21 protein-coding genes and 3 pseudogenes are annotated in these 25,385 nt (G+C 71.0%); 15 read left to right on the forward strand and 9 right to left on the reverse strand.

Translation table 11 applies throughout. The features are described 5' to 3' along the window. The first annotated feature begins 3 nt into the window (after positions 1–3). A complete protein-coding gene (gene rarD / locus BT364_RS14720) occupies positions 4–984 on the forward strand; it encodes an EamA family transporter RarD (RefSeq protein ID WP_072485596.1) in 981 nt (326 codons plus the stop codon). Positions 985–1,055: 71 nt separating this feature from the next. Next, positions 1,056–2,615, forward strand: coding sequence for an FAD-dependent monooxygenase (locus tag BT364_RS14725; protein ID WP_072485597.1), 1,560 nt, complete (start codon positions 1,056–1,058; stop codon positions 2,613–2,615). 13 nt (positions 2,616–2,628) lie between these two features. Here the strand turns inward: BT364_RS14725 and BT364_RS14730 are convergent, their stop codons facing one another. Then, the gene (locus BT364_RS14730) at positions 2,629–3,264 is read right to left on the reverse strand and encodes a CGNR zinc finger domain-containing protein (RefSeq protein WP_072485598.1); all 636 of its coding nucleotides are present in this window, start codon (positions 3,262–3,264) and stop codon (positions 2,629–2,631) included. A gap of 22 nt (positions 3,265–3,286) precedes the next feature. Between BT364_RS14730 and BT364_RS14735 the strand changes: the two genes are divergently transcribed. The 8 genes and pseudogenes from BT364_RS14735 (at position 3,287) to BT364_RS14765 (ending at position 9,509) form a co-directional block, all read left to right on the forward strand. Further along, positions 3,287–3,736, forward strand: a complete 450-nt coding sequence (locus BT364_RS14735) for a VOC family protein (RefSeq protein ID WP_072485599.1) — start codon at positions 3,287–3,289, stop codon at positions 3,734–3,736. 171 nt (positions 3,737–3,907) lie between these two features. Beyond that, positions 3,908–4,120: pseudogene (locus tag BT364_RS14740) on the forward strand (DUF397 domain-containing protein); the annotation flags it as partial. A gap of 219 nt (positions 4,121–4,339) precedes the next feature. After that, a pseudogene (locus tag BT364_RS44185) lies at positions 4,340–4,633 on the forward strand (urease subunit gamma); the annotation flags it as partial. Positions 4,634–4,840: 207 nt separating this feature from the next. Further along, positions 4,841–5,143, forward strand: a pseudogene (locus BT364_RS44190) (urease subunit beta); the annotation flags it as partial. Continuing rightward, positions 5,140–7,140 (forward strand): urease subunit alpha, encoded by a 2,001-nt coding sequence (locus tag BT364_RS14750; RefSeq protein ID WP_072485600.1) that lies wholly within the window; start codon positions 5,140–5,142, stop codon positions 7,138–7,140. The pseudogene BT364_RS44190 and the gene BT364_RS14750, both read left to right, overlap by 4 nt. A 112-nt stretch (positions 7,141–7,252) precedes the next feature. Then, complete coding sequence (locus BT364_RS14755) at positions 7,253–7,927, forward strand: urease accessory protein UreF (protein ID WP_072485601.1); 675 nt, start codon at positions 7,253–7,255, stop codon at positions 7,925–7,927. A gap of 26 nt (positions 7,928–7,953) precedes the next feature. Next, entirely contained in the window at positions 7,954–8,649 is a 696-nt protein-coding gene (gene ureG, locus BT364_RS14760; protein ID WP_072485602.1) for an urease accessory protein UreG, read from the forward strand. Then, a complete protein-coding gene (locus tag BT364_RS14765) occupies positions 8,646–9,509 on the forward strand; it encodes an urease accessory protein UreD (protein ID WP_177328131.1) in 864 nt (287 codons plus the stop codon). The genes ureG and BT364_RS14765 overlap by 4 nt, the downstream gene beginning before the upstream one ends. A 157-nt stretch (positions 9,510–9,666) precedes the next feature. Here the strand turns inward: BT364_RS14765 and BT364_RS14770 are convergent, their stop codons facing one another. Beyond that, positions 9,667–10,575, reverse strand: coding sequence for a nitroreductase/quinone reductase family protein (locus BT364_RS14770; RefSeq protein ID WP_072485604.1), 909 nt, complete (start codon positions 10,573–10,575; stop codon positions 9,667–9,669). A 290-nt stretch (positions 10,576–10,865) separates the two neighbouring features. Here BT364_RS14770 and BT364_RS14775 point away from each other — a divergent pair, with 290 nt between their 5' ends. Continuing rightward, positions 10,866–11,672 carry an HAD family hydrolase gene (locus BT364_RS14775; protein ID WP_072485605.1) on the forward strand — a complete coding sequence of 269 codons (807 nt, stop codon included), beginning with the start codon at positions 10,866–10,868 and terminating at the stop codon, positions 11,670–11,672. Positions 11,673–11,712: 40 nt separating this feature from the next. On the opposite strand, the gene BT364_RS14780 is transcribed toward BT364_RS14775, so the two are convergent. The 6 genes from BT364_RS14780 to BT364_RS14805 form a co-directional block, all read right to left on the reverse strand. After that, positions 11,713–12,159 carry a hypothetical protein gene (locus BT364_RS14780; RefSeq protein ID WP_072485606.1) on the reverse strand — a complete coding sequence of 149 codons (447 nt, stop codon included), beginning with the start codon at positions 12,157–12,159 and terminating at the stop codon, positions 11,713–11,715. Between the two features lie 41 nt (positions 12,160–12,200). Continuing rightward, positions 12,201–12,794, reverse strand: coding sequence for a TetR/AcrR family transcriptional regulator (locus BT364_RS14785; RefSeq protein ID WP_072485816.1), 594 nt, complete (start codon positions 12,792–12,794; stop codon positions 12,201–12,203). 200 nt (positions 12,795–12,994) lie between these two features. Beyond that, complete coding sequence (locus BT364_RS14790; protein ID WP_072485607.1) at positions 12,995–13,882, reverse strand: ABC transporter permease; 888 nt, start codon at positions 13,880–13,882, stop codon at positions 12,995–12,997. Continuing rightward, positions 13,869–14,852 carry an ABC transporter ATP-binding protein gene (locus BT364_RS14795; RefSeq protein ID WP_072485608.1) on the reverse strand — a complete coding sequence of 328 codons (984 nt, stop codon included), beginning with the start codon at positions 14,850–14,852 and terminating at the stop codon, positions 13,869–13,871. The genes BT364_RS14790 and BT364_RS14795 overlap by 14 nt, the downstream gene beginning before the upstream one ends. 170 nt (positions 14,853–15,022) lie before the next feature. Continuing rightward, positions 15,023–16,273, reverse strand: a complete 1,251-nt coding sequence (locus tag BT364_RS14800; protein WP_072485609.1) for a LolA family protein — start codon at positions 16,271–16,273, stop codon at positions 15,023–15,025. A 217-nt stretch (positions 16,274–16,490) separates the two neighbouring features. Next, entirely contained in the window at positions 16,491–17,501 is a 1,011-nt protein-coding gene (locus tag BT364_RS14805; protein WP_072485610.1) for a polyprenyl synthetase family protein, read from the reverse strand. Positions 17,502–17,657: 156 nt separating this feature from the next. Here BT364_RS14805 and BT364_RS14810 point away from each other — a divergent pair, with 156 nt between their 5' ends. The 4 genes from BT364_RS14810 to BT364_RS14825 all read left to right on the forward strand — a co-directional run bounded on the left by BT364_RS14810 (position 17,658) and on the right by BT364_RS14825 (position 23,346). Then, the gene (locus BT364_RS14810; RefSeq protein ID WP_072485611.1) at positions 17,658–19,157 is read left to right on the forward strand and encodes a peptide MFS transporter; all 1,500 of its coding nucleotides are present in this window, start codon (positions 17,658–17,660) and stop codon (positions 19,155–19,157) included. A 9-nt stretch (positions 19,158–19,166) separates the two neighbouring features. Continuing rightward, positions 19,167–21,161, forward strand: coding sequence for a CocE/NonD family hydrolase (locus BT364_RS14815; RefSeq protein ID WP_072485612.1), 1,995 nt, complete (start codon positions 19,167–19,169; stop codon positions 21,159–21,161). 140 nt (positions 21,162–21,301) lie between these two features. Further along, on the forward strand, positions 21,302–22,531 hold the full coding sequence (gene fahA, locus BT364_RS14820) for a fumarylacetoacetase (protein ID WP_072485613.1): 1,230 nt from the start codon (positions 21,302–21,304) through the stop codon (positions 22,529–22,531). 206 nt (positions 22,532–22,737) lie between these two features. Next, positions 22,738–23,346, forward strand: coding sequence for a Uma2 family endonuclease (locus BT364_RS14825; protein WP_072485817.1), 609 nt, complete (start codon positions 22,738–22,740; stop codon positions 23,344–23,346). 30 nt (positions 23,347–23,376) lie between these two features. Here the strand turns inward: BT364_RS14825 and recQ are convergent, their stop codons facing one another. Next, on the reverse strand, positions 23,377–25,359 hold the full coding sequence (gene recQ, locus BT364_RS14830; protein WP_371268592.1) for a DNA helicase RecQ: 1,983 nt from the start codon (positions 25,357–25,359) through the stop codon (positions 23,377–23,379). Positions 25,360–25,385: the final 26 nt, after the last annotated feature.

Genomic DNA, 25,385 nt, shown 5'->3' on the forward strand with positions numbered 1-25,385 from the left:
CCCGTGAAGGGGATCAACGAACAGCGGGCGGGACTCCTGTCCGGCATAGGCGCCTACGGCCTGTGGGGGCTCGTCCCGCTCTTCTGGCCGCTGCTGGAGCCCGCCGGCGCGATCGAGATCCTCGCCCACCGCATGGTCTGGTCCCTGGGCTTCGTCGCCGTCGCACTGCTGGTGCTGCGCCGCTGGTCCTGGATCGGCGAGCTGGTCCGGCAGCCGAGGAAGCTCGGTCTGATCTCGGTGGCCGCGGTCACGATCACGGTCAACTGGGGCCTGTACATCTGGTCCGTGAACAACGGCCATGTCGTCGAGGCCTCGCTCGGCTACTTCATCAACCCGCTGGTCACCATAGCCATGGGCGTCCTGCTCCTGGGCGAACGGCTGCGTCCCGTGCAGTGGGTGGCGGTCGGCACCGCTTTCGCGGCGGTGCTCGTGCTGGCGATCGGCTACGGGCGGCCACCGTGGATCTCGCTGGTCCTGGCCTTCTCCTTCGCGACCTACGGGCTGATGAAGAAGAAGGTCGACATGGGCGGCCTGGAGTCGCTCACCGCCGAGACCGCCGTGATGTTCGTGCCCGCGCTCGGCTATCTGCTGTGGCTGGGCGCCCGGGGCGAGTCGACGTTCACCTCCGACGGCGCCGGCCACGCGGCGCTGCTGGCCTCGGCCGGTCTCGTCACGGCCGTCCCGCTCGTGCTGTTCGGAGCGGCGGCGATCCGGGTGCCGCTCTCCACGCTGGGCCTGCTGCAGTACCTGGCGCCGGTCTTCCAGTTCGCGCTCGGCATCCTCTACTTCCACGAGGCGATGCCGCCGGAGCGGTGGGCCGGGTTCGCCCTGGTGTGGCTGGCGCTCACCCTGCTGACCTGGGACGCGTTCCGGACGGCGCGGCGGACCAGGATCCAGGTGCGCGAGGCCCGCCAGGCGGCGCAGCGGCAGGCACCGCGCCCGAATCCGCCGGCCGACGAACCCGCCCCGCACGCACAGCTTTAGTTACCTAGTTGCTTTTTTTAACTCGGTTACGTTTTCCTGGGTGTCCACGGAACCGCGACCGAGGAGCCCGCATGCCCACAACCGCGCCTGCCACCACCACCCCCGTACTGATCGTCGGTTCGGGTCCGACCGGCCTGACCCTCGCCTGCGACCTGGCCCGGCGCTCGGTCGGCGTACGGATCATCGACAGGTCCCCCGAATTCCCGCGCAGCTCGCGGGCCAAGGGCCCCAATCCCCGTTCCCTGGAGGTGCTGGAGGACCTGGGCGTCGTCGACCGGGTCCTGGCCGCGGGATCGGGACCGCTGCCGATGCGTAAGTACCGGAACGGGCTGCCGGTCGCCGACACCGATCCGTCCGAGTCCTCGCACCCGACGCCGGACACCCCGTACGCCCACGGTCGGCTGATCGCCCAGTGGCAGCTGGAGGAGATCCTGCGGAACCGCCTGGCGGAGTACGGCGTGCACGTGGAGCTCGGCTCCGAGGCGGCCGGCCTGTCGCAGGGGCCCGGGTCGGTGACCGTCGTCCTCGCCGACGGCCGGAGCATTCGGGCGCGGTACGTGGTGGGCTGCGACGGCGGCCACAGCCCGGTGCGCAAGATGCTCGGCATCCCGTTCGAGGGGAAGACGACCGAGGAGCAGGCGATGGTCTGCGGGGACGTGGAGGTGGACGGCCTCGACCGCGGTATCTGGCACCAGTGGTTCGACGAGGACGGCGCCGTGATGCTGTGCCCGATCCCGGGTACACGCACGGGCTGGTGGTTCCAGGCGGGGCCGGAGCGGGACGCGGCGGGAGCCCTCGTACCTCCCTCCCTGGAGAGCTTCCAGCGCCTGTTCGCCAAGCACACCCGGCTCCCGGCGACCCGCCTCTCGCAGGCCACCCTGCTGTCCACGTACCGGGTCAACGAACGCTTGGCCGACCGATACCGGGTGGGCCGCGTGCTGCTGGCCGGGGACGCCGCTCATGTGCACTCCGTCGCCGGCGGGCTGGGCATGAACACCGGCATCCAGGACGCGTACAACCTGGGCTGGAAGCTCGCCCGGGTCGTCGAGGGCCGGTCGGACGCCCGCCTGCTGGACACCTACGAGGAGGAGCGGCTGCCCGTCGCCTCCTGGACGCTGGACATCACCGCCGAACGGCTGCGGGCGACCCTCGAAGCGATCCGGCAGCCGGGCGGCGGCCTGGACTCGGCGACCTCCGGGGACACGGCGGGCCTGGGCCTCGGCTACCCCTGGAGCTCCCTCTCCGCCCCCGGCTCCACCCCCCGGCTGCGGGCGGGCGACCGCGCCCCGGACGCCCCCTGCCTCGACACCGCGACGGGCGCGCCGACCCGCCTGTTCGAGGCGTTCGCGGGCCCGCACTTCACCCTGCTGGGCTTCGGCCCGGACACGGCCGAGGCACTGCGCGCGACGGAGGCGGCGTACGGCGACACGGTGCGGGCGTACGGGGTGGGCGCCGGAGCCCCCCGCGACCTGACCGACGACGCGGGCCACGCCCGCACGGCGTACGGCGTCGCCCCGGCCACCGCCCTCCTCGTCCTGGTCCGCCCCGACAACCACGTGGCCCTGATCGCCCCGGCCGCGGAGAGCGGGGCGATCGGCGACTACCTCGACCGCCTGGCCGGTACGGCCTGACGACGGGGAGCCCCTACGGCTGCGGGCGCTGCGCGGGCTCCGGGCCGGTGGCCAGCCGGGCGCGGTGCGCCCGTACCTTGTGGAGGTTTCCGCAGCGCTCCATCGCGCACCAGCGCCGCCTGCCCGGCCGCGAGGTGTCGACGAAGAGCAACTTGCAGCTGTCGGAGCCGCATTCGCGGATGCGGTCGGCGTACGGGCCGGTGAAGAGCTCCACCGCGTCACGGGCGACCGTCGAGAGCAGGGCAGCTCCGGTGGCGTCCGGGGCCATGGCGAGAGCCCCGCTGCCGGGGTCGACACGGGGGACGAGCGGCGGCTCGGCCGCCACCGCGTTCACCACGGCGAGATCGGCCCGGGCGAGGGCGCGGCCGTGCGCCCGGTCGGCGGTCAGATTCCACAGCGCTCCACGCAACTCGTGCGCCCGCGCCAGCTCTTCCGCGCTCACCGACAGCGACAGACCGCCCGGCAGCCGGCTCTCCCCCGCCCAGCGCACCAGGTCCTCGGGGGTGTGCAGCACCTCGTACGCCGCGTACCGCGCGTACCCGCCGGTGGGCAGCAGCTCCAGGCACAGGGCCCCGGGATCGAAGCGGTAGGGGCGACCCTCCGGCGTACGAAGTGTCAGCCCCGGCACGTCCGTTGACGACTCGCTCATGTAACCACTATAAACAGTTTCCATGACTCTGGACTGGAAAGTCGTCATCGACTCGACCGACCCGCACGCCCAGGCCACCTTCTGGGGCGAGGCCCTCGGATACATCGTCGAGGACCACAGCGTCCTGATCGAGCGACTGCTCGGCTTCGGCGCGGTGCCCGAGGACGTCACCCTCGTGGCACATGACCGCCGCGCCTGGCGCGACCTCGCGGGGGTCCGGCACCCCGACGACCCGTACGACAAGGACAGCGGGGCGGGACTGGGCCGGCGGCTCCTGTTCCAGCGCGTCCCGGAGGCCAGAACGGTGAAGAACCGGCTCCACCTGGACGTGCACGCGGGCCCGGAACGCCGCGAGGCCGAGGTGGAGCGCCTGGCCGGACTGGGCGCGACGGTGCTCCGCGAGGTGGCGGAACAGGGCGGCACCTGGACGGTGCTCACCGACCCCGAGGGCAACGAGTTCTGCGTGCAGTGACTCAACCGGTCGAGCCATGAGGGATGTTGATCCGTCGCCCGGTGTACGGCTCGTACGGGTCGCACGGACAGCGTGTACGTGCAGCCCGCGTCGGGCACAGCGTCTATCGGCGTACTCGCGTCAAGGAGCGGGCGATCCTCGCCGAGCGGCAATTGACTGTGGGGCACCCCCGTGACGACCACGACCGAATCCCCCTGCTGGTTCAAGTCCTCGTACAGCAACAACGGCGGCGACTGCATCGAGGTCGCCGCGAACCTCGCCGCCCCGCTCGGCGTGGTCCCCGTCCGCGTCTCCAAGAACCCGGGCAGCCCAGTACTGAGCGCCTCCCCCACCTCGTTCGCCTCCTTCGTGGCGGGCATCAAGGCCGGAGAGTTCGGCACCGTCCGACCGCTTCGGCAGCCTCGGCATATACGGCCGGAAGGCCAGAGACTGCGCACTGCCCGACTCGATTTCACCTGATCGTGTACGCGATCCATGACGTGTCCTGCTCGATGAACTCTGCCGCTCATGATCGGTGAGCGACTGGCGCCGCCCGAGGACGTGTTCCGTTTCCTTCCGCAGGCCCGGCCGCTCGCACTGCCCGTTCAAGAGAAATGGCTCATCGTGCATTTGACTCCGCATGAGCAGGAGCGCCTGCTGATCCATGTGGCGGCTGACGTGGCGCAGCGTCGCCGCAGTAGTGGGCTGCTCCTCAACTACCCCGAGGTGATGGCCCTGCTGACGGTGCACGTCTTCGAGCAGGCACGCGCCGGCCGCACCGTCAGCGACGTCATGGACTCGGGCCGGCAGTTGCTGAGCCGGGACGAAGTCATGGACGGCGTTCCGGAGATGATCAAGAACGTTCAGGTGGAAGCCACTTTTCCGGACGGCACCAAGCTGGTCACCATCCACGATCCCTTCCCGGAGGGAATCGAGGAGCCCGAAATCCACCCGGGCAAGGTCGAGCACCCCCGGCCGCCCCGCAAACCGGGCTGCCCGGTCGGTTGCGACGGCGACAGCGGCAGCGATTCGCCGTCGTGCTGTGACAAGTGCCGGGACGCGAAGTCCTGGTACGAGGCGATCGCGTTCAACGCAGACCTGCAGGAGGACGCCACCACGCTGCCGGGTGCGGGCAGGACGAGGATCAGGGTGAAGAACATGTCGGACCGCCCTGTCCAGGTCGGCTCCCACTATCACTTCGCCGACGTCAACCCGGGGCTGAAGGTCCTCAAGGTCGAGGTCCCTTCCGGTCCGGAACTGGAGTCGCCCCAGGAGCTCAAGGACTGCGAGGCGGCGCGGATGCGGCGGCTGAACATCGCCGCGGGTACGTCCGTGCGCTTCGAGCCGGGCGACGAGTGCTGCGTCGAGCTGGTGGAGATCCAGGGGGATCGACAGGTCAAGGGACTGCGTGAGGTGGCGCACCGGTGAGCAACAACAAATCGACCCCGCCGAGCAACGTGCTGAAGCGGGCCGATTACACCGCTCTGTACGGGCCCACCGCCAAGGACCGCGTCCGCCTGGCCGACACCGCCCTGACCGTCGAGATCGAGGCGGACTGGAGCGGCGGTCCGAAGCACAGCGGTAACGAGATGATCTTCGGTGGCGGAAAAGTGATCCGGGAGTCGATGGGAATGTCCCACATCTCCAGAGGCGGGGACGCTGAAGGCCGCACGCCCGTGGACACGGTCGTCACCGGTGCGCTGATCCTCGATTGGTGGGGTGTCGTCAAGGCCGACGTCGGGCTCCGCGACGGTGCGATCGCCGCGATCGGCAAGGCGTACAACCCCGAGACGATGGACCCGATCCCGGACAACGGGTTCGAGATGCCGGACCGTACGTCCCCGAGCGACAAGCTGCCGGAGACGGTGCGGCCGACGAACTTCGTGGTCGGTCCGAGCACCGAGGTCATCTCCGGCAACGGGCGGATCCTCACCGCGGGGGGCGTGGACACCCACGTCCATTTCATCTGCCCGGAGCAGATCCACGAGGCCCTGGCCTCGGGCGTGACCACGCTCATCGGCGGCGGCACCGGCCCCGCCGAGGGCAGCACGGCCACCACCGTGACCCCGGGCTCGTGGCACATCACCCGGGCCTTCGAAAGCCTGGACGCGTACCCGGTCAACATCGGCCTGCTCGGCAAGGGCAGCACGGTGAACACGGATGCCCTCAACGAACAGGTCGACGCAGGCGTCATCGGGTTCAAGGTCCACGAGGACTGGGGAGCCACGCCCGCCGTGATCGACGCGGCGCTGGACGTGTGCGAAAGCCGTCAGGTCCAACTGGCCCTGCATGCCGACTCACTGAACGAATCCGGCTTCCTGGACAGCACCCGCAACGCCTTCACGAGAGACGGCAGAAAGCGTTCCGTCCACATCTTCCACGTCGAGGGCGCCGGCGGTGGCCACGCCCCGGACATGATCGAACTGGTCAAAGAGAAGAATGTACTGCCCGCTTCGACCAACCCGACCCGCCCCCTGACGGTGAACACCGTCAAGGAGCACGTCGACATGATGGTGGTCTGCCACCATCTCAATCCGGATATTCCGGCGGACATGGCCTTCGCCGACTCCCGTATCCGGCCGTCCACCATGGCCGCGGAGGACCTCCTCCACGACATGGGCGCCATCTCGATGATGTCCTCCGACGCCCAGGCGATGGGACGCATCGGCGAGATGGTCATGCGCACCTGGCAGACCGCACACGTCATGAAGTCCCGATACGGCCCTCTGAAGGAGGACCTCGCCAACGCGAAGGTCCGCCCGATCGCTGACGACGCCGACCACTCCCACAACGCGGAGCGGCTGATCCCGAACGACAACTACCGGGCGCGCCGCTACGTCGCCAAGTACACGATCAACCCCGCGATCACGCACGGCATCGACGGTCACGTCGGTTCCGTGGAGACCGGGAAGCTCGCCGACCTGGTGCTCTGGGAACCGAAGTTCTTCGGCGTCAAGATGCACATGGTTCTCAAGGGCGGGCAACTCGCCTACGCGCAGGTGGGCGACGCCAACGCATCGATCACGACACCGCAGCCCTTCCTGCCGCGAGCGGTCTGGGGCTCCACCGGCCGTTCCCCCCTGAGCAACTCGTACAACTTCGTGGCGCCTGGCGTGGCCGACGAGCTGAACTCGCGAGTCGTCACTGTCCAGGACAGCAGCGGGAACGTCACCGAGACGGCGACCGGTGGGCTCGGCCTCGGCAAGAAGTTCATGGACATCTCGACGAGCATCCGGGACGTCACCAAGGCCGACATGAAGCTGAACGACACGGTGCCGGAGAGTCTCCACGTCGACCACAACAGCTTCGAGGTCACCATCGGCGGTGCGACCACAGGGGACGCCCGCACGGAACTCAACGGAGTGACCGTGCCGCGGTCCTACGTCAGTGAAGTCCCCATGGCTCAGAGGTACTTCCTCTTCTGACCGGCCTCCGCCCGGACGGCGACGCCGTCACCGCAGCAGTGGTCCGGGCAGGCACCCGTGCCCTCCTGGACCACTGCGCCATCCGACCCCGCGAAAGGCAGCCGGATCGCCCATGAGCCCTGCCGCACTGCTCCTGCTGGCCGACGGCCGCTTCCCCGCCGGCGGGCACGCCCACTCCGGCGGCGTCGAAGCCGCGGTCGCCCACAAAGCCGTACACGACATCAACAGCCTCGAAGCCTTCTGCCGCGGGCGCCTGCACACCACCGGTCTGACCACGGCCGGCCTGGCTGCCGCGGCCGCCGCCGGTTGCGACCCCCTCATGCTGGACGACGCCGCCGACGCACGCACCCCCGTCCCCGCGCTGCGCGCCGTGGCCCGCAAGCTCGGCCGGCAGATGATGCGCGCGGCACGCGCCACCTTCCCGTCCGCCGAACTCGACCGCCTGGCCGCCGAGCGACCCCGGGGTGCCCACCAGCCCATTGTCCAGGGCATCGCCGCCCGAGCCGCCGGGCTCACCCCGGAGGACGCCGCCTGTGCCGCAGCGTACGAGGCCGTCGGCGGCCCGGCCACCGCGGCGGTGCGCCTGCTCAGCCTCGATCCCCTCGCCGCCTCGTGGCTGCTGGCACGCCTGAGCACGGAGGCCGACGCCGTCGCTGCGAACGCCGCCGGCGCGGCGGCCCGCGTAAAGACCGAAGGTCTTGACGCCCTGCCGTCGGCGTCCTCTCCGCTGCTGGACATCACCGCGGAACAGCACGCCGCCTGGACCGTGCGGCTCTTCGCCTCTTGAACCCACCCCTGACCCCTGGAGTCTCCATGCACCTCGATCACCCCGTGACCATGCCCCACCGCCACACCTACAGCGCCGAGCCGCTGCGCGCGGACGGCAGCCTCCGCGCCTTCCGCGTCGGCCTGGGCGGTCCCGTCGGTTCCGGCAAGACCGCCAGCGTCGCCGCGCTCTGCCGCACGCTGCGCGACAGACTCTCCCTCGCCGTCGTCACCAACGACATCTACACCCGTGAGGACGCCGAGTTCCTGCTGCGCGAGGCCGTGCTGCCGCCCGAGCGGATCACCGCGGTGGAGACCGGAGCCTGCCCGCACACCGCGATCCGGGACGACATCTCCGCCAACCTGGAGGCCGTCGAGCACTTCGACCAGACCCTCGACCCCCTCGATCTCGTGCTCGTCGAGTCCGGTGGCGACAACCTCACCGCCACCTTCTCCAAGGGCCTTGTCGATGTGCAGATCTTCGTCATCGACGTCTCCAGCGGCGACGACATCCCCCGCAAGGGAGGACCCGGCATCACCAACGCCGACCTCCTCGTCGTCAACAAGACCGACCTCGCTCCGCATGTCGGCGCCGACCTCGCCACCATGGCCGCCGACGCCGAACGGCAACGCGGCGCCCTTCCCGTCGTCTTCACCAGCCTCACCTCCGACGACGGCATCCGCGAGATCGCCGACTGGATCACCGGACACCTCACCCGGTGGCGCGCGAAGGCGGCGGCATGAGCTCCGGCTCCCGACTCGCTGAGCCCGATACCCCGCTCGATCCCGCCGTCCCCGCCGCCGGGACCGAGGCATCCTGCGGACACCCGGACGGTGTGCATGCCACCGCCCGCATCCGTGCCACGTACAACGGACGCGTCACCACACTCCCGCAGTTGCGCAGTGACGGCCCGTTCCATCTACGACGCATGCGCACCGGCGGACGGGCTGCCACAGTGGGGATCATCGGTGCGATGAGCGCCCCGCTCGGCGGCGACCGACTCGCCCTCGACATCACCGCCGAAGACCGAGCCGAACTGGAGGTCACCACGGCCGCCGCCACACTCGCCCTCCGCGGTCCCACCACCGCGCCGGCCACCTACGACGTACGGCTGACCGCTGGGGAGCACGCCTGCCTGCGCTGGCTGCCACAGCCGCTGATCAGCGCCGCCGGCAGCAATCTGCGCCAGACCTGCACCGTCAACCTTGCCGCGACCTCACGACTGCTGCTGCGCGAGGAGCAGATCCTGGGCAGAGCCGACGAGGAGCCGGGCCACCTCGTCAGCCGCATCCGGGTCCACCACGCCGGCCGCCTGCTGCTCGACCAGCACACCGCCTACGGGGACCCGGCGCCCGGGTGGGACGGCCCCTCGGTCCTGGACGGACACCGCGCCGTCGGCCAACTCCTCGTCGTGAAACCGGATCTGGACGTCAGCCGAGCCCCCGTCCTGCTCCGCGAAGGGATCAAGGACGGCTGTGCGGTCCTCGCGCCTCTGGCCGGCGGCCCGGCACTGCTTGCCACCGCTGTCGCCCCGGCCTCCTCGGCTCTGCGGGAGTTGCTCGACGAAGCGCTCGGACACGCCCTCGCCACGGCCGGCCGCTGAGGTCCGTTCCAGTGGCGAAAGCCCCGGCGGTCACGAGAACCGCCGGGGCTCAAGAGGGGAAGATCGCCCAGCGGGGTAAGGTTCGGCACCCTCGCCGCCGCCCGATGCACCCTCTCGTCATGATTACCATGCGTAGCAATTGATTGCGTAGCGTGACTCAGGTCGGAGGAGCCGGAGGCCACGGGACCCCGGCCAGCAGCGGCAGGATCTGCTCCTCCTCGTAGTCGAGGTGTGCGTTCAGCTCCGTGGACATCCTGTCCAGCTCGGCGCGGAAGCGCTCGGGGTCGGCGGTGCCGATGTCCGCCAGCAGGGCCACCAGCTCGCCCTGGACGCGGGCGACCGTGCGGTGTTCGGCGGCGAGCCGGGCGAAGGTGTCCGTCAGGTGCGGGTGATAGCGGGCGATGCCGGGGAACAGGTGCTCGTCCTCGCTGGTGTGGTGGAACTCCAGCGACTGGCAGAACGCCAGGCAGCGCTGCCTGATCTGGAGCCCGAGGCCCGGAGCCGGTGGCGCGCCGGGGCCCTGATGGGCGGCCCGTGCGGCGAAGTGGGCGTCCACCTCCGCCTTCACCTGGCGCAACTGGCCCCGCAACCAGGTGTGGACCTCCATCACCTTGCCGGCGAGGGTGGTGATCTCGCGGGGCGGCTCCCAGCCCTCGGGCTCGGCGCGTTCCAGCACCACGACCGGGAGGAGCCGGGTGGTATGGGCCTGGTAGTCGGCGTAACCGGGCGCCGCCCTCACGGCGTGCGCGAACAGTTCCTCGCGCCGCGCCCCCTGCGCGGGGACCGCGAGGGCCTGGAACGTACGGGTACCGAGCTCCACCCGGACCACGGGGTGGGCGAGCAGGTTGTGGTACCAGGCGGGGTGGTGCGGGGCGCCGAGGTCGGAGCCGACGACCAGCAGCGCGTCGCCGTGGCGGACATAGCCGAGGGGCGTGGTGGTCTCCTTCCCCGACCTGGCGCCGGTGGTGGTCAGCAGGAGCAGGTCCCCGCCTTCGAAGGGACCACCGACCTTCCCGCCGTTGGCGCGGAACTCCTCGATGACGGATTCATTGAAAGGTGTGGGCATGCGTTCTGTGTCTCCGTGGGAACGGGTGAGCGCGATGCGCGGCCCATGACGGCGCACGGTGCCGGGGCATGCGGAACGGGAGAGTGCGACCAGCGGTCGCGGCTGCGTCAGATGCAGGGCGCGGAGTATGAACTCATGACGGGCCCCTCGGTGAAGGGTGTTCGCCCGAGCACCGGCCGGCCCACTGCTCTTTGGCCGGCGTCACGCGACACCGGGTTCATTACACGCATCCCGGCGGGGGCCTGTCAACGCGATCCTGTCCGCGCTCCGGGCGCTCTTAGGCTTGCGCCATGCCCACCCCACCCGTATATGCCCTCGTCGCCACCGACCTGGACGGCACCCTGCTGCGCCGCGACGACACCGTGAGCCCCCGCACCCGCGCCGCGCTCGCCCTGGCCTCCCGTGCCGGGGCCCGGCATCTCGTGGTCACGGGGCGGCCCGTGCCCGGGATACGCGGACTGCTCGCCGAACTGGGCTACCGGGGACCGGCGGTGTGCGGTCAGGGGGCCCAGCTGTACGACGCCGGGTCCGGGCGGCTGGTGCACGCGCTCACCCTGGACCGGAAGGCGGCCGACGCCGCGCTCGGCAAGATCGAGGCCCAGGTGGGGCCGGTCTTCGCGGCCGTGGACCAGGACGGGGCCGAGGGAAGGACCCTGATCGAGCCGGGGTATGCGATGCCCCATCCGACGCTGCCCGCCCAACGGACCCGGCACCGCCACGAGCTGTGGTCCGCTCCCGTGGTGAAGGTGCTCATCCGGCACCCGGAGCTCACGGACGACGCACTGGCCGAGGCGGCCCGCGGCGCCGTCGGCGATCTCGCCACCGTCACGCTCTCCGGCCCCGGCACGGTCGAACTCCAGCCGTACGGCGTCGACAAGGGGACCGGGCTCGCGCTGGCCGCCGAATACCTCGGCGTGGCCGCGGACTCCACGATCGCCTTCGGGGACATGCCCAACGACCTGCCGATGTTCCGGACGGCCGGGTACGGCGTGGCCATGGCCAACGCCCATCCGCAGCTGCGGGCCGCGGCGGACGAAGTGACGTCGTCGAACGAGGGCGACGGGGTGGCGGAGGTGCTTGAGCGGGTGTTCGGCTGAGCGGTGTTCGGCTGAGCCGTCCGTACCGGCCGACGGGGTGTCAGAGCGACATCAGGCAGTAGAGCCGGTGCGGCTCGGGGCGGGCCCGCGCCTCCTCGGCCAGGTCAGCCAGCCTCATGAGGAAGCCGGCCAGTTCGCCGGGCGGGACATCGCCTCCGAACTCATCGATGTGCGACCAGGTTTCGGCCACCTCGGCGAACCCGCCGGCTCTCACGGCCGCGAGCGCGTCGCGCAGCTCGTCCGTGAGCGTGACCAGCCAGCGGGATTCGTCCTCGGGGGAGCTGAGCAGCCGGTTGAAGCGCGGGAGCGAGGTGACGTCGTCGTACGGCGTGCCGGTGAGCATGCTCTCGGCCTGGCCCAACTGCACGTACGGGTCGATGCCCTTGACCGGGAGCAGCGGGAGACCGGCCTCCTCGATCCCCTGGCCGAAGGCCGCCAGGGCCGTGGGGTCGTCCGGTGCGCTGAAGTAGTCGTACAGGTTTCCCATGCGTCGCATGCTCGCACGGCCGTCTGACAGCCGCCCCGGCCTCACGGTTCCGGGAGCATCCCTATCGCCCGCAGCACATGCGCGACCAGTGCCGCGATCTCCTCCTCGTCCTGGATCGGCTTGCGCAGGACATGGCGGTAGTACATCGGGCCGTACAGCATCTCCACGGCCAGCGGGAGATCGGCTTCCGGCGGGATCTGTCCCTGCTCCTGGGCCCGGCGCAGGCGGGCGACCGCCTCCTCGAAGCGGGGGTCGACCAGCTTCGCCCGGACGGCCCGCGCGAGTTCGTCGTCGTGGTGCATCTCGGAGAGGATCCCGGCGTACGCGGGGCCGAAGGGCGGCGTGTTGATGAGCTTCACCCCGCCCGCCAGATTGGCCCGCAGATCGGCGGCGATGTCGCCGGTGTCCGCGAACGGCGTCGTGCCGACCAGCGCGTCGGTGAAGGCCTCCAGGATCACCGCACTCTTCGACGGCCACCAGCGGTAGATCGTCTTCTTGCTGACGCCCGCTCTGGCCGCGATGGCCTCGACCGTGACGCGGCCGTACCCCTTCTCCGTGCACAGTTCGAGAGCGGCCTCCAGGGTCGCCCTCCGTGATCTCTCGCTGCGGCGCTGCGAGCTCTGCGATGTGATCATTCGGTGAGCATAGGCGTGTCCGAACCAGCCGTTGTTGACAGCCTGTCGCCAGAGGTCGAACAATACCCAGGCGGAAACGGAACGTGCCGTGTCGTGCCGTTCCTGCAATTCGCACCGTTCGTGCCGCTCGTGCCGCGACGAGCCGATCGGGGGACGGCTCGCCCGGCCGACGGCGCGAGTGGGGCGTTGCACCCCGTGCGTCAGGCGGTGATGTCCTTCGCCGTGAATCGGGCCCAGGCCGCCGAGCCGAACACCGCCGCGTACAAGCCCTGAAGCCCCAGGTTCTTGACCACTTCGTCCCAGTGGACGGGGTCGCGCAGCAGATCCGCGTACGACATCCAGTAGTGCGGGAAGAGATACGGGTGCACCGCGCTCAACTGCGGGATGCCGTCCACGATCTGGACGGTGATCAGCAGCCCGACGGTGGCGGCCATGGCCGCGATGCCGCTGCCGGTGAGGGTCGAGACGAACAGGCCGACCGCCGCGAACCCGATCAGCGACGCCGCGACCACCACCGCGATCAGCCCGGCCCGCAACAGCCCCTCGCCGAAGCCGATCCGCGTCCCCGAGATGGTGGTGACCTCGCCGACGGGGAAGAGCAGCGCGCCCACGGCGAGCGCGGAGAGCGCCACGACCAGGGTCGCGACCAGGCAGAACACCAGCACCGAGGCGTACTTCGTCAGCAGCAGCCTGGTGCGGCCGGCCGGGGCGACCAGCAGGTAGCGCAGCGTTCCCGCGTTGGCCTCACCCGCGACCGAGTCGCCCGCGACGACGCCGACGGCCATCGGCAGGAAGACCGGGAGCGTCACGGCGAGGGCGGCGAAGACCAGGAAGAGTCCGTTGTTGGTGACCTGGGAGAGGAACGCCGGGCCTCCCCCGCCGCCGCCCGGTCCGGGCGAGGAGCCGTCGCCCGTCTCGATCCGCACCGCGATGCCGATCAGCACGGGCACGGCGGCCAGCACGCCGAGGAGCGCGAGGGTGCGCCAGCGGCGGAGTGTGGTGGTCAGTTCGGAGCGGAGGATCCCGAAGGTCCACAGCGGGCTCGGCGCCCGGCCCGCCCCGGCGACTGCGGTTTCAGCCTGCGACATCGAAACCCTCTCCGGTGAGTGCGACGAAGGCGTCCTCCAGCGAGGCCCGCTGGACGCCGAAGGACCTCAGGCGTACGCCGGCGTGCACCAGCGCGGCGCTGAGGTCGGCGAGCTCCACGTCGCCCGGCGGGGCCTCGGCGCTCACCCGGTCGCCGTCGACCGCGATCCCGGTGACGCCCAGCTCCTTGAGGACCCGGGCGGCCTCTCCCGGGTCGGGGGTGGTGACGGCCAGCCGGCCGCGGGCGCCCGCGGCCAGTTCCGCGACCGGGCCCTGGGTGATCAGCCGGCCCCTGGCCATCACCGCGGCGTGCGTGCAGACCTGCTCGATCTCGTCGAGGAGGTGCGAGGAGAGGAAGACGGTGGTGCCGTCCGCCGCCAGTTCCCTGACCAGGGTGCGGATCTCCCGCATGCCCTGCGGGTCCAGGCCGTTGGTCGGCTCGTCGAGGACGAGCAGGCGGCGCGGCTGGAGCAGGGCGGCGGCGAGGCCCAGGCGCTGCTTCATGCCGAGCGAGTACGCCCTGGCCTTCTTCCCGGCCGCCGCGGCCAGCCCGACCCGGTCCAGGGCCTGCCCCACCCGGGCCCGGCGGGTACGCGGATCGGCGGTGGGGTCGGCGGAGTCGTACCGCAGCAGATTGTCCCGGCCGCTCAGGAAGCCGTACAGCGCGGGCCCCTCGATCAGCGCGCCGACCTGCGGGAGCACGGTGCGGGCGGCGCCCGGCATGGTGTGGCCCAGCAGCCGCGCGGTGCCGGACGTCGCCTCGATCAGGCCCATCAGCATGCGGATGGTGGTGGTCTTGCCCGAGCCGTTGGGGCCGAGGAACCCGAAGATGCTGCCGGCGGGGACGCTGAGGTCGAGGCCGTCGACGGCGAGCTGGCCGCCTCGGTAGCGCTTGGTGAGGCCCCGGGTCTCGATCACGGCTCCCGGCTCGGTGACCGCTGTCGGTTCGACGACGGTCCCGGACTCTGTCATGCGTACTCCCCATGGGTCGGGCAGGGCCCGTCCGCCGGACGGGCCAGGGCCTGTCGTCGAACCGTGCGGCAGACGGCAGTTCGACGACAGGCCCCAGGGCGGACCGCCCCGCCGTACGGAGCGTACGACGGGGCGGGTGAGCGGTGCGGGAAGCGCGGCGCGCCCCGGCGTCAGGAGGCGTTGTTCGCCGCCCGGACCAGCGCGTCCTTGGTTACCGCGCCGACGTACACCTTGCCGTCGTCCGTCATCAGGGCGTTGACCAGGCGGGTCTTGAAGACCGTGCCCGAGCCGAACTTGCCGGTGACCTTGTCGCCCAGCGCGTCCAGGAACTGCTGGGCCTCGGCCGGGACGTCGCCCGACTCCTTGGAGGGGAGGCCGGTGCCGCCCGGGGTCGTGATCTCGGCGATGGCGTTCCAGCCCTCGCCGATGACCTTGGTGTCCTTGGCATCCTGGCCCCCGGCGCCCAGCTCCTCGGCGCCCGGGATCAGGCCGTCGAGGCTCTTGTCGGCCTTGTGCTGCGCCTTCGCGTCGTCGGCCTCGGTCACCTCGGTGCCCTTGGGCGGGGTGAACGTGAACGAGGAGGCGTCCGGCTTCGAGAAGTCGACCCTGGTGAAGCCGGCGTCGACGACGGCCTTGCCGCCGCTGCTCGCAAGCAGCGTGAACTTCAGCGGCACGCCGTTCTCCGCGTCGACCGCGACCGTGACCGAACCGATCGTGGAGCCGCTCTGCTTCGGCTTGACGACCAGCTTGTACGCGTCGCGTCCGGCGACCTGCGCGGTGCCGTCGACCGTCACCGACGTGGTGGGACCGGCGGCCTTCAGCACCTGCTCGGCAAGGGCCTGCGGGGTGGTGGGCACGCCTTCGGGAACGGGGTGCCCGGACTTCTTCCCGGCGTCCTTGCCCACCCGGTCCTCGGTGGCGTGGTAGGCCTGGTCGGACTTGCTGTCGTACGCCCAGACCTGATCGCCGTTGTGGATCAGGCTGTACTCGGACGCGTTGTCCAGGATCGACAGCCGCTGCTTGTCGGGGCCGTCGGCGGCCACCCGGAGGGTGTGCGTGCCGGAGGCCAGCTCCGTCATCCGTTCCTGCGGGTCGGCGCTCGAACCGCCCTTGCCGCCCGCGCCGCCCGGGGCGAAGGATTCGGCCAGACCGCCGAGCGACGGGATGCCGAAGTCCGTGCTGATCTTCACCGTGCCGGAGAGCTGCTCGGTGTCCGAAGCGGCGATCTTCTCGATGAGTTCCTGTGCGCTGATCTTCGGCAGATCGGGGTCGCCGGAGTTCGCGAGCGCCGGGACGAGCCCGATCGTCGCGGCCGCGACTCCCGCCACCGCGACCGGGACGATGTAGCGCGCCGCCTTGCGGCGGCCCGCGGCGGTGCCCCTGGTCCCGCCGTCGGTCCCTGCGCTGTCGTTCGGTGCCATGTGTGCCCTACCTCCGTGGTCGGCGGCTTCCGTCCGGTTGCACTCGTCCACTCCGCGCCGCCATTCTCACCCGGTTTGGTCAGGAGTGGTTGTTCTCCATCTGACCAAACCGGCGGCACGGAGGCGTCAGCCCCCGGGAGCAACTCCGCGTACCTCTTCGGTATGACACCGCGGGACCGGCCCTACCCCGTTCGTCAGGGATGCGCCACTGCGGGGCTCAGCCCGCGCGGTGCACCACCGCGTCGCACAGCTCCCGCAGCGCGGCCTTCGCGTAGCCCTCGGGCAGCGGCGTCAGCGCGGCGCGCGCCTCCTCCGCGTACCGGACGGTGTCCCGCCTGGCCTGCTCCAGCGCCGGGTGGGCGCGCAGCCTGCGCAGCGCCTCGGCGTGCCGGGCGTCGTCGCTGAGGTCGCCGTCGAGCAGCTCGACGAGCGCCAGGTCGTCCGGCTTCCCGTCGGCCTCCGCCTGCGCCCGCAGGTGGAGCACGGGGAGCGTGGGGATGCCCTCGCGCAGATCGGTGCCCGGGGTCTTGCCGGACTCGTGGGAGTCGGACGCGATGTCGAGCACGTCGTCGGCGAGCTGGAAGGCGACGCCGAGCCGCTCCCCGTACTGGGTGAGGATGTCCACCGTCGACTCGTCCGCGCCGGCCATCATCGCGCCGAACCGGCAGGCCACCGCGATCAGCGAGCCGGTCTTGCCGCGCATCACTTCGAGGTAGTGCTCGACCGGGTCGCGGCCGTCGCCCGGCCCCGCGGTCTCCAGGATCTGGCCGGTGACCAGCCGCTCGAACGCCTCCGCCTGGATGCGTACGGCCTCCGGACCGAGGTCGGCCAGTATGTGCGAGGCGCGGGCGAAGAGGAAGTCGCCGGTCAGCACGGCCACCGAGTTGCCCCAGCGGCTGTTGGCGCTGTCCACGCCGCGGCGCACGTCCGCCTCGTCCATCACGTCGTCGTGGTAGAGCGTCGCGAGGTGCGTCAGCTCGACGACGACGGCCGCGGGCACCACGCCAGGCGCGTCCGGGTCGCCGAACTGGGCGGCCAGCATCGCCAGCAGCGGCCGGAAGCGCTTGCCCCCGGCGCGTACGAGGTGCTGCGCGGCCTCCGTGATGAAGGGCACGCCGCTCTTGGTGGCATCGAGCAGCCCGGACTCGACAGCAGCCAACCCGGCCTGGACATCGGCCTCAAGTGCCTGGTCCCGCACGCTCAGCCCGAACGGCCCGACGACGGTCACGAGGGGATCTCCTGTCTGCTGACGATCACACGGAATGTCGATGTGTCGCTGTCATCACTCAACTCAGCGTATCCGGTCCCCTTTGGATCACCATGGGCGCCTTCCCGCCACCGGCGGTATGTTCGGGATCAGCTCATACGATCAGGAGTTCTCCCTTTGTCCCACACGGCCACCGACACCGAACCGAGTCAGCCGCCCCCCGAAGACGACCATGCCTTTTTCGGCCAGCCACGAGGGCTGATGACCCTGTCCGGCCTGGAGGTCTGGGAACGGTTCTCGTTCCTGGGCATGCAGGCGATCCTGGTCCTCTACTTCGCCGACACCGTCGCCCACGGCGGCATGGGCATGGAGGCGGGCACCGCGGCCTCCGTCTCGGCCGCCTACGGCACCCTCGTCTACCTGGTCTCCGTCGCCGGCGGCTGGCTGGCCGACCGGATCCTCGGCTCGTACCGCGCCGTCCTGTACGGCGGAATCCTCATCGCCTGCGGGCATTACGCCATGGCGGTGCCCACCGACACCATGACATGGGTCGGCCTCGGCCTGATCAGCGCCGGGACCGGTCTGCTCAAGCCCAATGTGGCGACCATGGTCGGCAAGCTCTACCGCACCGCCGACGAGCGCCGCGACGCCGGCTTCGCCCTCTACTACATGGGCATCAACATCGGGGCGTTCCTCGGCCCTCTGGTCACCGGCTGGCTCGGGGACCACGCGAGCTGGCACTGGGGTTTCTCGGCCGCCGCCCTCGGCATGACGCTCGGTCTGATCCAGTACGTGCTGGGCCGGCGTCACCTGGCCGGGCGAAAGCACAGCGCCGAATTCGCGCTGGCACCGGCACCCATGCGCCGCGCCATTCGGCTGATCGTGGCCGGCGTCGTCGTGGTCGCCGCCGTCGCCACCGCGCTCGCCCTGGCCGGCTGGCTGACCATGGACCGCTTCGTCGACCTGCTCACCCTGATCTCGGTGATCGCCCCGGTCGTCTACTTCGTGGTGATGTTCCGCAGCCCCCGGGTCACCCCGGAGGAACGCGGCAGGCTGCGCCCGTACGTGGTGCTGTTCCTGGCCTCCGTGGTCTTCAACTTCATCCTGTTCCAGGCGTACTCGACGATGATGCTGCTCGCGTCGACCAACGCCCGTACCGAGATCTTCGGCTTCCACTTCCCGGCGAGCTGGTACGCCTCCGCACTCGGCGCCTTCGAGGTCGCGCTCGCCCCGGTGGTCGCCACCGTCTGGGCCCGGATGGGGCCGCGCCAGCCGCATGCCTCCAACAAGATCGCGATCGGGGTGATCCTCGGCGGGCTGTCCTTCCTGCTGATGGTGCTGCCGACCTCCGGTCACTCCGGCGACACCTACAAGATGGCCGCCTGGTGGATCGTCGGCTCGTACCTGCTGCTCGGCCTCGGCGACATCCTGCTGGAGACCTCCGGCATGTCCGCGACCACCAAGCTGGCCCCCAAGGCGTTCGCCAGCCAGACGATGGCGCTCTGGTTCCTCTCACTGGCCCTCGCCAACGGCATCCAGGCACAGGTCGTGAAGCTGTACGGCGAGGTCTCCAACCCCGCCTACTTCGGTGTCAATGGCGCGATCGCGGTGGTGGCCGGTGTGGCCGTGATCGCCGCCGCACCCTGGCTCAAACGCACCATGCACCCCGTCCACTGAGGTACCGCCATGCACATCCGCACCACGTTCCCGTACGAGACCACCCATGAGGACGTCCGCATCCCGCTGCCGGACGGCACCCGGCTCTACGCCCGGATCTGGCGGCCCGTCACCGACGAACCGGTGCCCGCGCTGCTCGAATACCTGCCCTACCGGCTGAGCGACTGGACGGCGCCGCGGGACTGGCAGCGCCACCCCTGGTACGCGGGCCACGGCTACGCCTCCGTCCGGGTGGATGTGCGCGGACACGGCAACAGCGAGGGCCTGCCGGGCGACGAGTACGACGCGACGGAGCTGGCCGACGGCGTCGCCGTCATCCACTGGCTGGCCCAGCAGCCGTGGTGCTCCGGACGGGTCGGCATGTTCGGCATCTCCTGGGGCGGCTTCAACTCGCTCCAGATCGCCGCGCTGGCCCCCGAGCCGCTGAAGGCGATCGTCACCGTCTGCTCGACCGACGACCGCTACGACAACGACGTCCACTACATGGGCGGCTCGGTCCTCGCCGTCGACATGCACGCCTGGGCGGCGACCATGCTGGCCTTCGTCTCCCGGCCGCCGGACCCGGCGCAGGTCGGCGAGGGCTGGAAGGACATGTGGCTGAAGCGGCTGGAGGCCGTCGATCCGTTCATCCACACCTGGCTGGCGCACCAGACCCGCGACGACTACTGGAAGCACGGCAGCGTCTGCGAGGACTACTCCGCGATCCGGGCGAAGGTCCTCGCGGTGGGCGGCTGGCACGACCCGTACCGCGACACCGTCCTGCGGCTCGTCGAGCACATCGATCCGGACCGGGTCCGCGGCCTGATCGGTCCGTGGTCGCACCAGTACCCGGACCGCGGGCTGCCGCCGGGGCCGTCGATCGGCTTCCTCCAGGAGACGCTGCGCTGGTGGGACCAGCACCTGAAGGACAAGGACACCGGCGTCATGTCCGAGCCGCTGCTGCGGTCCTGGATCAGCGAGTCGCACCGCCCCGCCACGGTGTACGAGACGCTGTCGGGCCGCTGGGCCGGCGAGCACAGCTGGCCGTCCCCGAACATCGAGCCGGTCGCGTACGCCCTCCGCGGCGGCCCGCAGATCGTCGACTCGCCGCAGCAGACGGGGCTGGACGCCGGGCGCTTCTTCCCGTTCGGCAACGACGCCGACCTGCCGCCCGACCAGCGCGACGAGGACGCCAAGTCGGTCTGCTTCGAATTCCCGGTCAAGGACGCCCCGATCGAGATCCTCGGCCGCCCCCGGGTGAAGCTGCGGATCCGGATGGACGTGCCGCGCGGCCAGGCGATCGCCCGGCTCTGCGACGTCGCGCCGGACGGCTCCTCCACGCTGGTCACCCGGGGCGCGCTCAACCTCTCCGCCCGGGGCGGCCGCGACCGCGCGGACGACTGGCCGGTGGGCGGCACCGAGGACGTGACGTTCGAGCTGAACGGCATCGGGCACACCTTCCCGCCCGGCCACCGGATCAGGCTCGCGGTCTCCTCCTCGTACTGGCCGTGGATCTGGCCGCAGGCCGGGTCGGTGGGCTTCACCCTGGACGCCGACGGCAGCCTCGTCGAACTGCCGGTGCGCCGGCCCGTCGAGGAGCCCGCGATCCGGTTCGAGGAGCCGGAGCAGTCGGAGCCGCTCGGCGTGGTCTACCCGGTGACGCTCGACGAACAGCGCCCGGAGCGGCTGGTGGTCCGCGATGTCGCCAAGGGCGAATGGCGGCTGGAGGTCGACCCGCGCTACGGCGGCACCCGGGTCTACCCGGACGGCCTGGAGTTCACCGAGGACGCCCTGGAGACGTACACGGTCCAGGAGAACGACCCGCTCTCCGCACGCACCCGCTCCGACTGGGCGATCCGGCTGCACCGCCCGGAGCTGGCGTGGGACGTACGGATCGAGACGCGCTCCGAGATCAGTGCGGACGACAGCGACTTCATCACCTCCAACGAGGTGGTCTGCAAGGAGGGCGGCGAGGTCGTCTTCCACCGCACCTGGGAGAAGCGGATCCCGCGCACGGCGGGCTGAACGGAACCCACCGCCGTGCCCCGCACACCCGGGGCACGGCGGAACTTTCCGGGCATCAGGGGCGGTTGGGACACTCCCGCGAGGGGGCGGCGCCGACGTAACGTGTCCCCCAAGCGACCTGGAAAGCGAGGCAGCAACACATGCCCGAGCAGAGCAGCCCGCTCGATCTGGCCGAGGGCGACCCCTTCGGTCCGCACAACCTTCCCTACGGAGTGTTCTCCACCCCCGACCACCCCGAGGACCGCCGGGTCGGCGTCCGCATCGGCAACCACGTACTGGACGCCGGAGCCGCGGCACACGCGCTCGGCTCCCCCTACGCGCAGCTCCTCGCACAGCCGGACCTGACCGCGCTGCTCTCGGCGGGCCGCACCGCGTGGCGGGACGTCCGGCGGGCGCTGACCGCGTGGGTGACGGTCCCGGCGCACCGCGCGGACATCGAACCGCTGCTGCACCCGGTCGGCTCCGTGACGCTCCATCTGCCGTACGCGGTCGCGGACTACGTCGACTTCTACGCGAGCGAGAACCACGCCACCAACGTCGGCAAGATCTTCCGGCCCGACGCCGAGGCGCTGACGCCCAACTGGAAGCACCTTCCGATCGGCTACCACGGCCGGTCCGGCACCGTCGTCGTCTCGGGCACGGACGTGGTGCGCCCGTCCGGCCAGCGCAAGGCGCCGACCGACGCGGCCCCGGTCTTCGGCCCCTCCGTCAAGCTGGACATCGAGGCCGAGGTCGGCTTCGTCGTCGGCGTGGGCTCCGAGCAGGGCCGCCCGGTCCCGCTCGGCGGCTTCCGCGACCACGTCTTCGGGCTCTGCCTGCTCAACGACTGGTCGGCGCGGGACATCCAGGCCTGGGAGTACGTCCCGCTCGGCCCGTTCCTCGGCAAGTCCTTCGCCACCTCCGTATCGGCCTGGGTGACACCGCTGGAGGCCCTGGAGTCGGCCCGCATCGCTCCCCCGGCCCGCGACTTCCCGCTGCTCCCCTATCTGGAGGACGCCGGCGAGGAGGAGGCCGGCGGCCTCGACCTGCGAATCTCCGTCGCGATCAACGGCCAGGTGGTCGCCGAGCCGCCGTTCGCCACGATGTACTGGACGGCGGCCCAGATGCTGGCCCAGATGACGGTGAACGGCGCGTCGCTGCGCACCGGCGATCTGTACGGCTCCGGCACGGTCAGCGGCGCCGAGCCCGGCCAGCGCGGCTCTCTCCTGGAGCTGACCTGGAACGGCCGCGACCCGCTGGACCTCCCGGACGGCAAGCGCGCCTTCCTGGAGGACGGCGACACGGTGACGATGACCGCCTGGGCCCCGGGCCCGGACGGCACCCGGGTGGGACTCGGCGAGGTCACCGGGCGGATCGTGCCCGCTGCATGACCCCGCCCGCCCCGGAGCTCACGCTCCCCGAGGAGCTGCTGCTGCTCGCGCTGGACCCGCTGCGCGGCAAGCCGTACTGCTCCGGGGCGACCCTGGAGCCCCCTGGTCAGCGGTGTGCGGGGCGTTCACACGTTCGGGGGAGCCATGTCCCGTTCCCGGCGGATACGCTGGAAGGTCCCGCGAGACTCTGCGTCATGGGAGCACTGATGAGCGTCGAACCCGAGGCCCCCGAGCCGCGGTGGGCGGTTCCGCCCGTGGGCGGCTGGACCGCCGATGACCTGGACACACTCCCGAATCTGCCTCCGCACACGGAGCTGATCGACGGGAGCCTTGTTTTCGTGAGTCCGCAGACCCTCTTCCACTCGCGGGCGGTCAGCTTTTTCGAATGGCAGCTGCAGTCGCTGGTGCCACAGGATCTTGAAGTCGTGCGCGAGTTCACCATCGACATCGACCGCTACAACCGGCCCGAACCCGATGTGATCGTCGTGGACGGCGAGATCATCCAGGATCCGAGCCAGACCCGCTTCCCCGCCAGGTCCGTACAGCTGGCCATCGAGGTCGTTTCCCCGGAATCCCTGACCCGGGACCGGGAGACCAAGCCCGTGAAGTACGCGCGGGCGAAGATCCCGCACTACTGGCGGGTGGAGAATCACGACGGCCGGGCCGTGGTCTACGTCTTCGAGCTGGAGCCGTCGACCGGGGCCTACACCTCCACCGGGATCTTCCACGACCGGATGAAGGTCTCCGTCCCCTTCCCGGCCGATCTCGACCTCACCGCGATCACCCCGCGCCGCCGGGCGGCGGACCCGCAGTAGGCAGGTCCGCGGCGCCGCCCGGCCCCGCGCTCACTCGTACTCGGGCGGCTCCTCGTCCCAGCCGAACTCGGGGTCGGCTTCGGGGGCCGCTGGAGTCGCCGGGGCCGGTGCGGGGGCGGCTTCACGGGCCGGAGCCTCCGCAGGGGTCGCCGCCCCGAACGTCGCGAGCACCTCCAGCACCCCTTCCCCATACGTCGCCAGCTTCTTCTCGCCCAGGCCGCTGATCCCGCCCAGCGCGGACACCGAGTCCGGCCGCACCGTGGCGATCTCGCGCAGCGTCGCGTCGTGGAAGATGACGTACGCCGGGACGCCCTGCTCCTTCGCCTGGGCTGCCCGCCAGGCCCGCAGCGCCTCGAAGACCGGGGCGGCCTCGGGGGCCAGCTCGGCGGCGGCCGCCTGCGACTTCGGCTTGCGTTCGGCCTTCGTGGAGCGCGACGCGGGCTTCGGCGCCTCCTTGCGCAGCAGCACCTCGCGCTGCCGGCCGAGCACCGAGCCGCTCTCCTCCGTGAGCACCAGCGTGCCGTACTCACCCTCGACGGCGAGCAGTCCCTGGGCGAGCAACTGCCTTACGGCGCCGCGCCATTCGGCCTCGGACAGCTCCTCTCCGATGCCGAAGACCGAGAGCTGGTCGTGGTCGAACTGGATGACCTTGGCGGTCCTGCGGCCGAGCAGGATGTCGATGATCTGGCCCGCGCCGAACTTCTGCCCGCGCTCCCGCTTCAGCCGCACCACGGTCGACAGCAGCTTCTGCGCGGCCACCGTGCCGTCCCAGCTCTCGGGCGGGGTGAGGCAGGTGTCGCAGTTGCCGCAGTCCGCGGTGGTGGGCTCCTGGCCGAAGTACGTCAGCAGCTGGGCGCGGCGGCACCGGACCGTCTCGCACAGGGCCAGCATCGAGTCGAGGTGGGAGGCCGCGCGGCGGCGGAAGGCCTCGTCGCCCTCGCCGCCCTGGATGAGCTTGCGCTGCTGGACGACGTCCTGGAGGCCGTACGCCATCCAGGCCGTGGACGGCAGTCCGTCACGGCCGGCGCGGCCGGTCTCCTGGTAGTAGCCCTCGACCGATTTCGGCAGGTCGAGGTGGGCGACGAAGCGGACGTCGGGCTTGTCGATGCCCATGCCGAAGGCGATGGTCGCGACGACGACCAGCCCCTCCTCGCGCAGGAACCTGGACTGGTGGACGGCGCGCGTGCCCGCGTCGAGCCCCGCGTGGTACGGAACGGCCTCGATGCCGTTGCGGCAGAGGTACTCGGCGGTCTTCTCCGTCGAGTTGCGCGAGAGGCAGTAGACGATGCCCGCGTCCCCGGCGTGCTCGTCCTTGAGGAAGGAGAGCAGCTGCTTCTTCGGGTCGGCCTTCGGCACGATCCGGTACTGGATGTTGGGCCGGTCGAAGCTGGCGACGAAGTGCTTGGCGTCGGGCATGCCCAGACGCTGGGTGATCTCCTGGTGCGTGGCGTCCGTCGCGGTCGCCGTCAGGGCGATGCGCGGTACGTCGGGCCAGCGCTCGCCGAGGACGGAGAGGGTCAGATAGTCCGGGCGGAAGTCGTGACCCCACTGAGCCACGCAGTGCGCCTCGTCGATCGCGAAGACGGAGATCTCGCCGCGTGAGAGCAGCGCGAGCGTGGAGTCCAGCCGGAGGCGCTCCGGGGCCAGGTAGAGCAGGTCGAGCTCACCGGCAAGGAACTGGGCCTCCATCGAGCGGCGCTCGTCGAAGTCCTGCGTGGAGTTGATGAAGCCGGCCCGCACCCCGAGCGCCCGCAGCGCGTCCACCTGGTCCTGCATGAGGGCGATCAGGGGGGAGACGACGATGCCCGTACCCGCTCTGACCAGGGCCGGGATCTGGTAGCAGAGGGATTTGCCGCCACCGGTCGGCATGAGCACGACGGCGTCCCCGCCGGTCACCACATGGTCGACGATCGCTTCCTGCTCGCCGCGGAACGCCTCGTACCCGAACACCTTGTGCAGCGTCCGCCGCGCGTCGCTCTCGGTCACATCCATGGTCCCGCCCGTCGTGCCCATCGCTCTGTCCCCCGGGTCCGTCCCGC

This window comes from Streptomyces atratus (genome assembly GCF_900119365.1).
Taxonomy (GTDB): domain Bacteria; phylum Actinomycetota; class Actinomycetes; order Streptomycetales; family Streptomycetaceae; genus Streptomyces; species Streptomyces atratus_B.

Excerpts from the sequence above, each read along its gene's own strand:
- BT364_RS14725 (WP_072485597.1), top strand. The coding sequence starts at position 1,056 with ATGCCCACAACCGCGCCTGCCACCACCACCCCCGTACTGATCGTCGGT.
- BT364_RS14730 (WP_072485598.1), bottom strand. The coding sequence starts at position 3,264 with ATGAGCGAGTCGTCAACGGACGTGCCGGGGCTGACACTTCGTACGCCG.
- BT364_RS14735 (WP_072485599.1), top strand. The coding sequence starts at position 3,287 with ATGACTCTGGACTGGAAAGTCGTCATCGACTCGACCGACCCGCACGCC.
- BT364_RS14755 (WP_072485601.1), top strand. The coding sequence starts at position 7,253 with ATGAGCCCTGCCGCACTGCTCCTGCTGGCCGACGGCCGCTTCCCCGCC.
- ureG (WP_072485602.1), top strand. The coding sequence starts at position 7,954 with ATGCACCTCGATCACCCCGTGACCATGCCCCACCGCCACACCTACAGC.
- BT364_RS14765 (WP_177328131.1), top strand. The coding sequence starts at position 8,646 with ATGAGCTCCGGCTCCCGACTCGCTGAGCCCGATACCCCGCTCGATCCC.
- BT364_RS14770 (WP_072485604.1), bottom strand. The coding sequence starts at position 10,575 with ATGCCCACACCTTTCAATGAATCCGTCATCGAGGAGTTCCGCGCCAAC.
- BT364_RS14775 (WP_072485605.1), top strand. The coding sequence starts at position 10,866 with ATGCCCACCCCACCCGTATATGCCCTCGTCGCCACCGACCTGGACGGC.
- BT364_RS14780 (WP_072485606.1), bottom strand. The coding sequence starts at position 12,159 with ATGGGAAACCTGTACGACTACTTCAGCGCACCGGACGACCCCACGGCC.
- BT364_RS14785 (WP_072485816.1), bottom strand. The coding sequence starts at position 12,794 with ATGATCACATCGCAGAGCTCGCAGCGCCGCAGCGAGAGATCACGGAGG.
- BT364_RS14790 (WP_072485607.1), bottom strand. The coding sequence starts at position 13,882 with ATGTCGCAGGCTGAAACCGCAGTCGCCGGGGCGGGCCGGGCGCCGAGC.
- BT364_RS14795 (WP_072485608.1), bottom strand. The coding sequence starts at position 14,852 with ATGACAGAGTCCGGGACCGTCGTCGAACCGACAGCGGTCACCGAGCCG.
- BT364_RS14800 (WP_072485609.1), bottom strand. The coding sequence starts at position 16,273 with ATGGCACCGAACGACAGCGCAGGGACCGACGGCGGGACCAGGGGCACC.
- BT364_RS14815 (WP_072485612.1), top strand. The coding sequence starts at position 19,167 with ATGCACATCCGCACCACGTTCCCGTACGAGACCACCCATGAGGACGTC.
- fahA (WP_072485613.1), top strand. The coding sequence starts at position 21,302 with ATGCCCGAGCAGAGCAGCCCGCTCGATCTGGCCGAGGGCGACCCCTTC.
- BT364_RS14825 (WP_072485817.1), top strand. The coding sequence starts at position 22,738 with ATGAGCGTCGAACCCGAGGCCCCCGAGCCGCGGTGGGCGGTTCCGCCC.
- recQ (WP_371268592.1), bottom strand. The coding sequence starts at position 25,359 with ATGGGCACGACGGGCGGGACCATGGATGTGACCGAGAGCGACGCGCGG.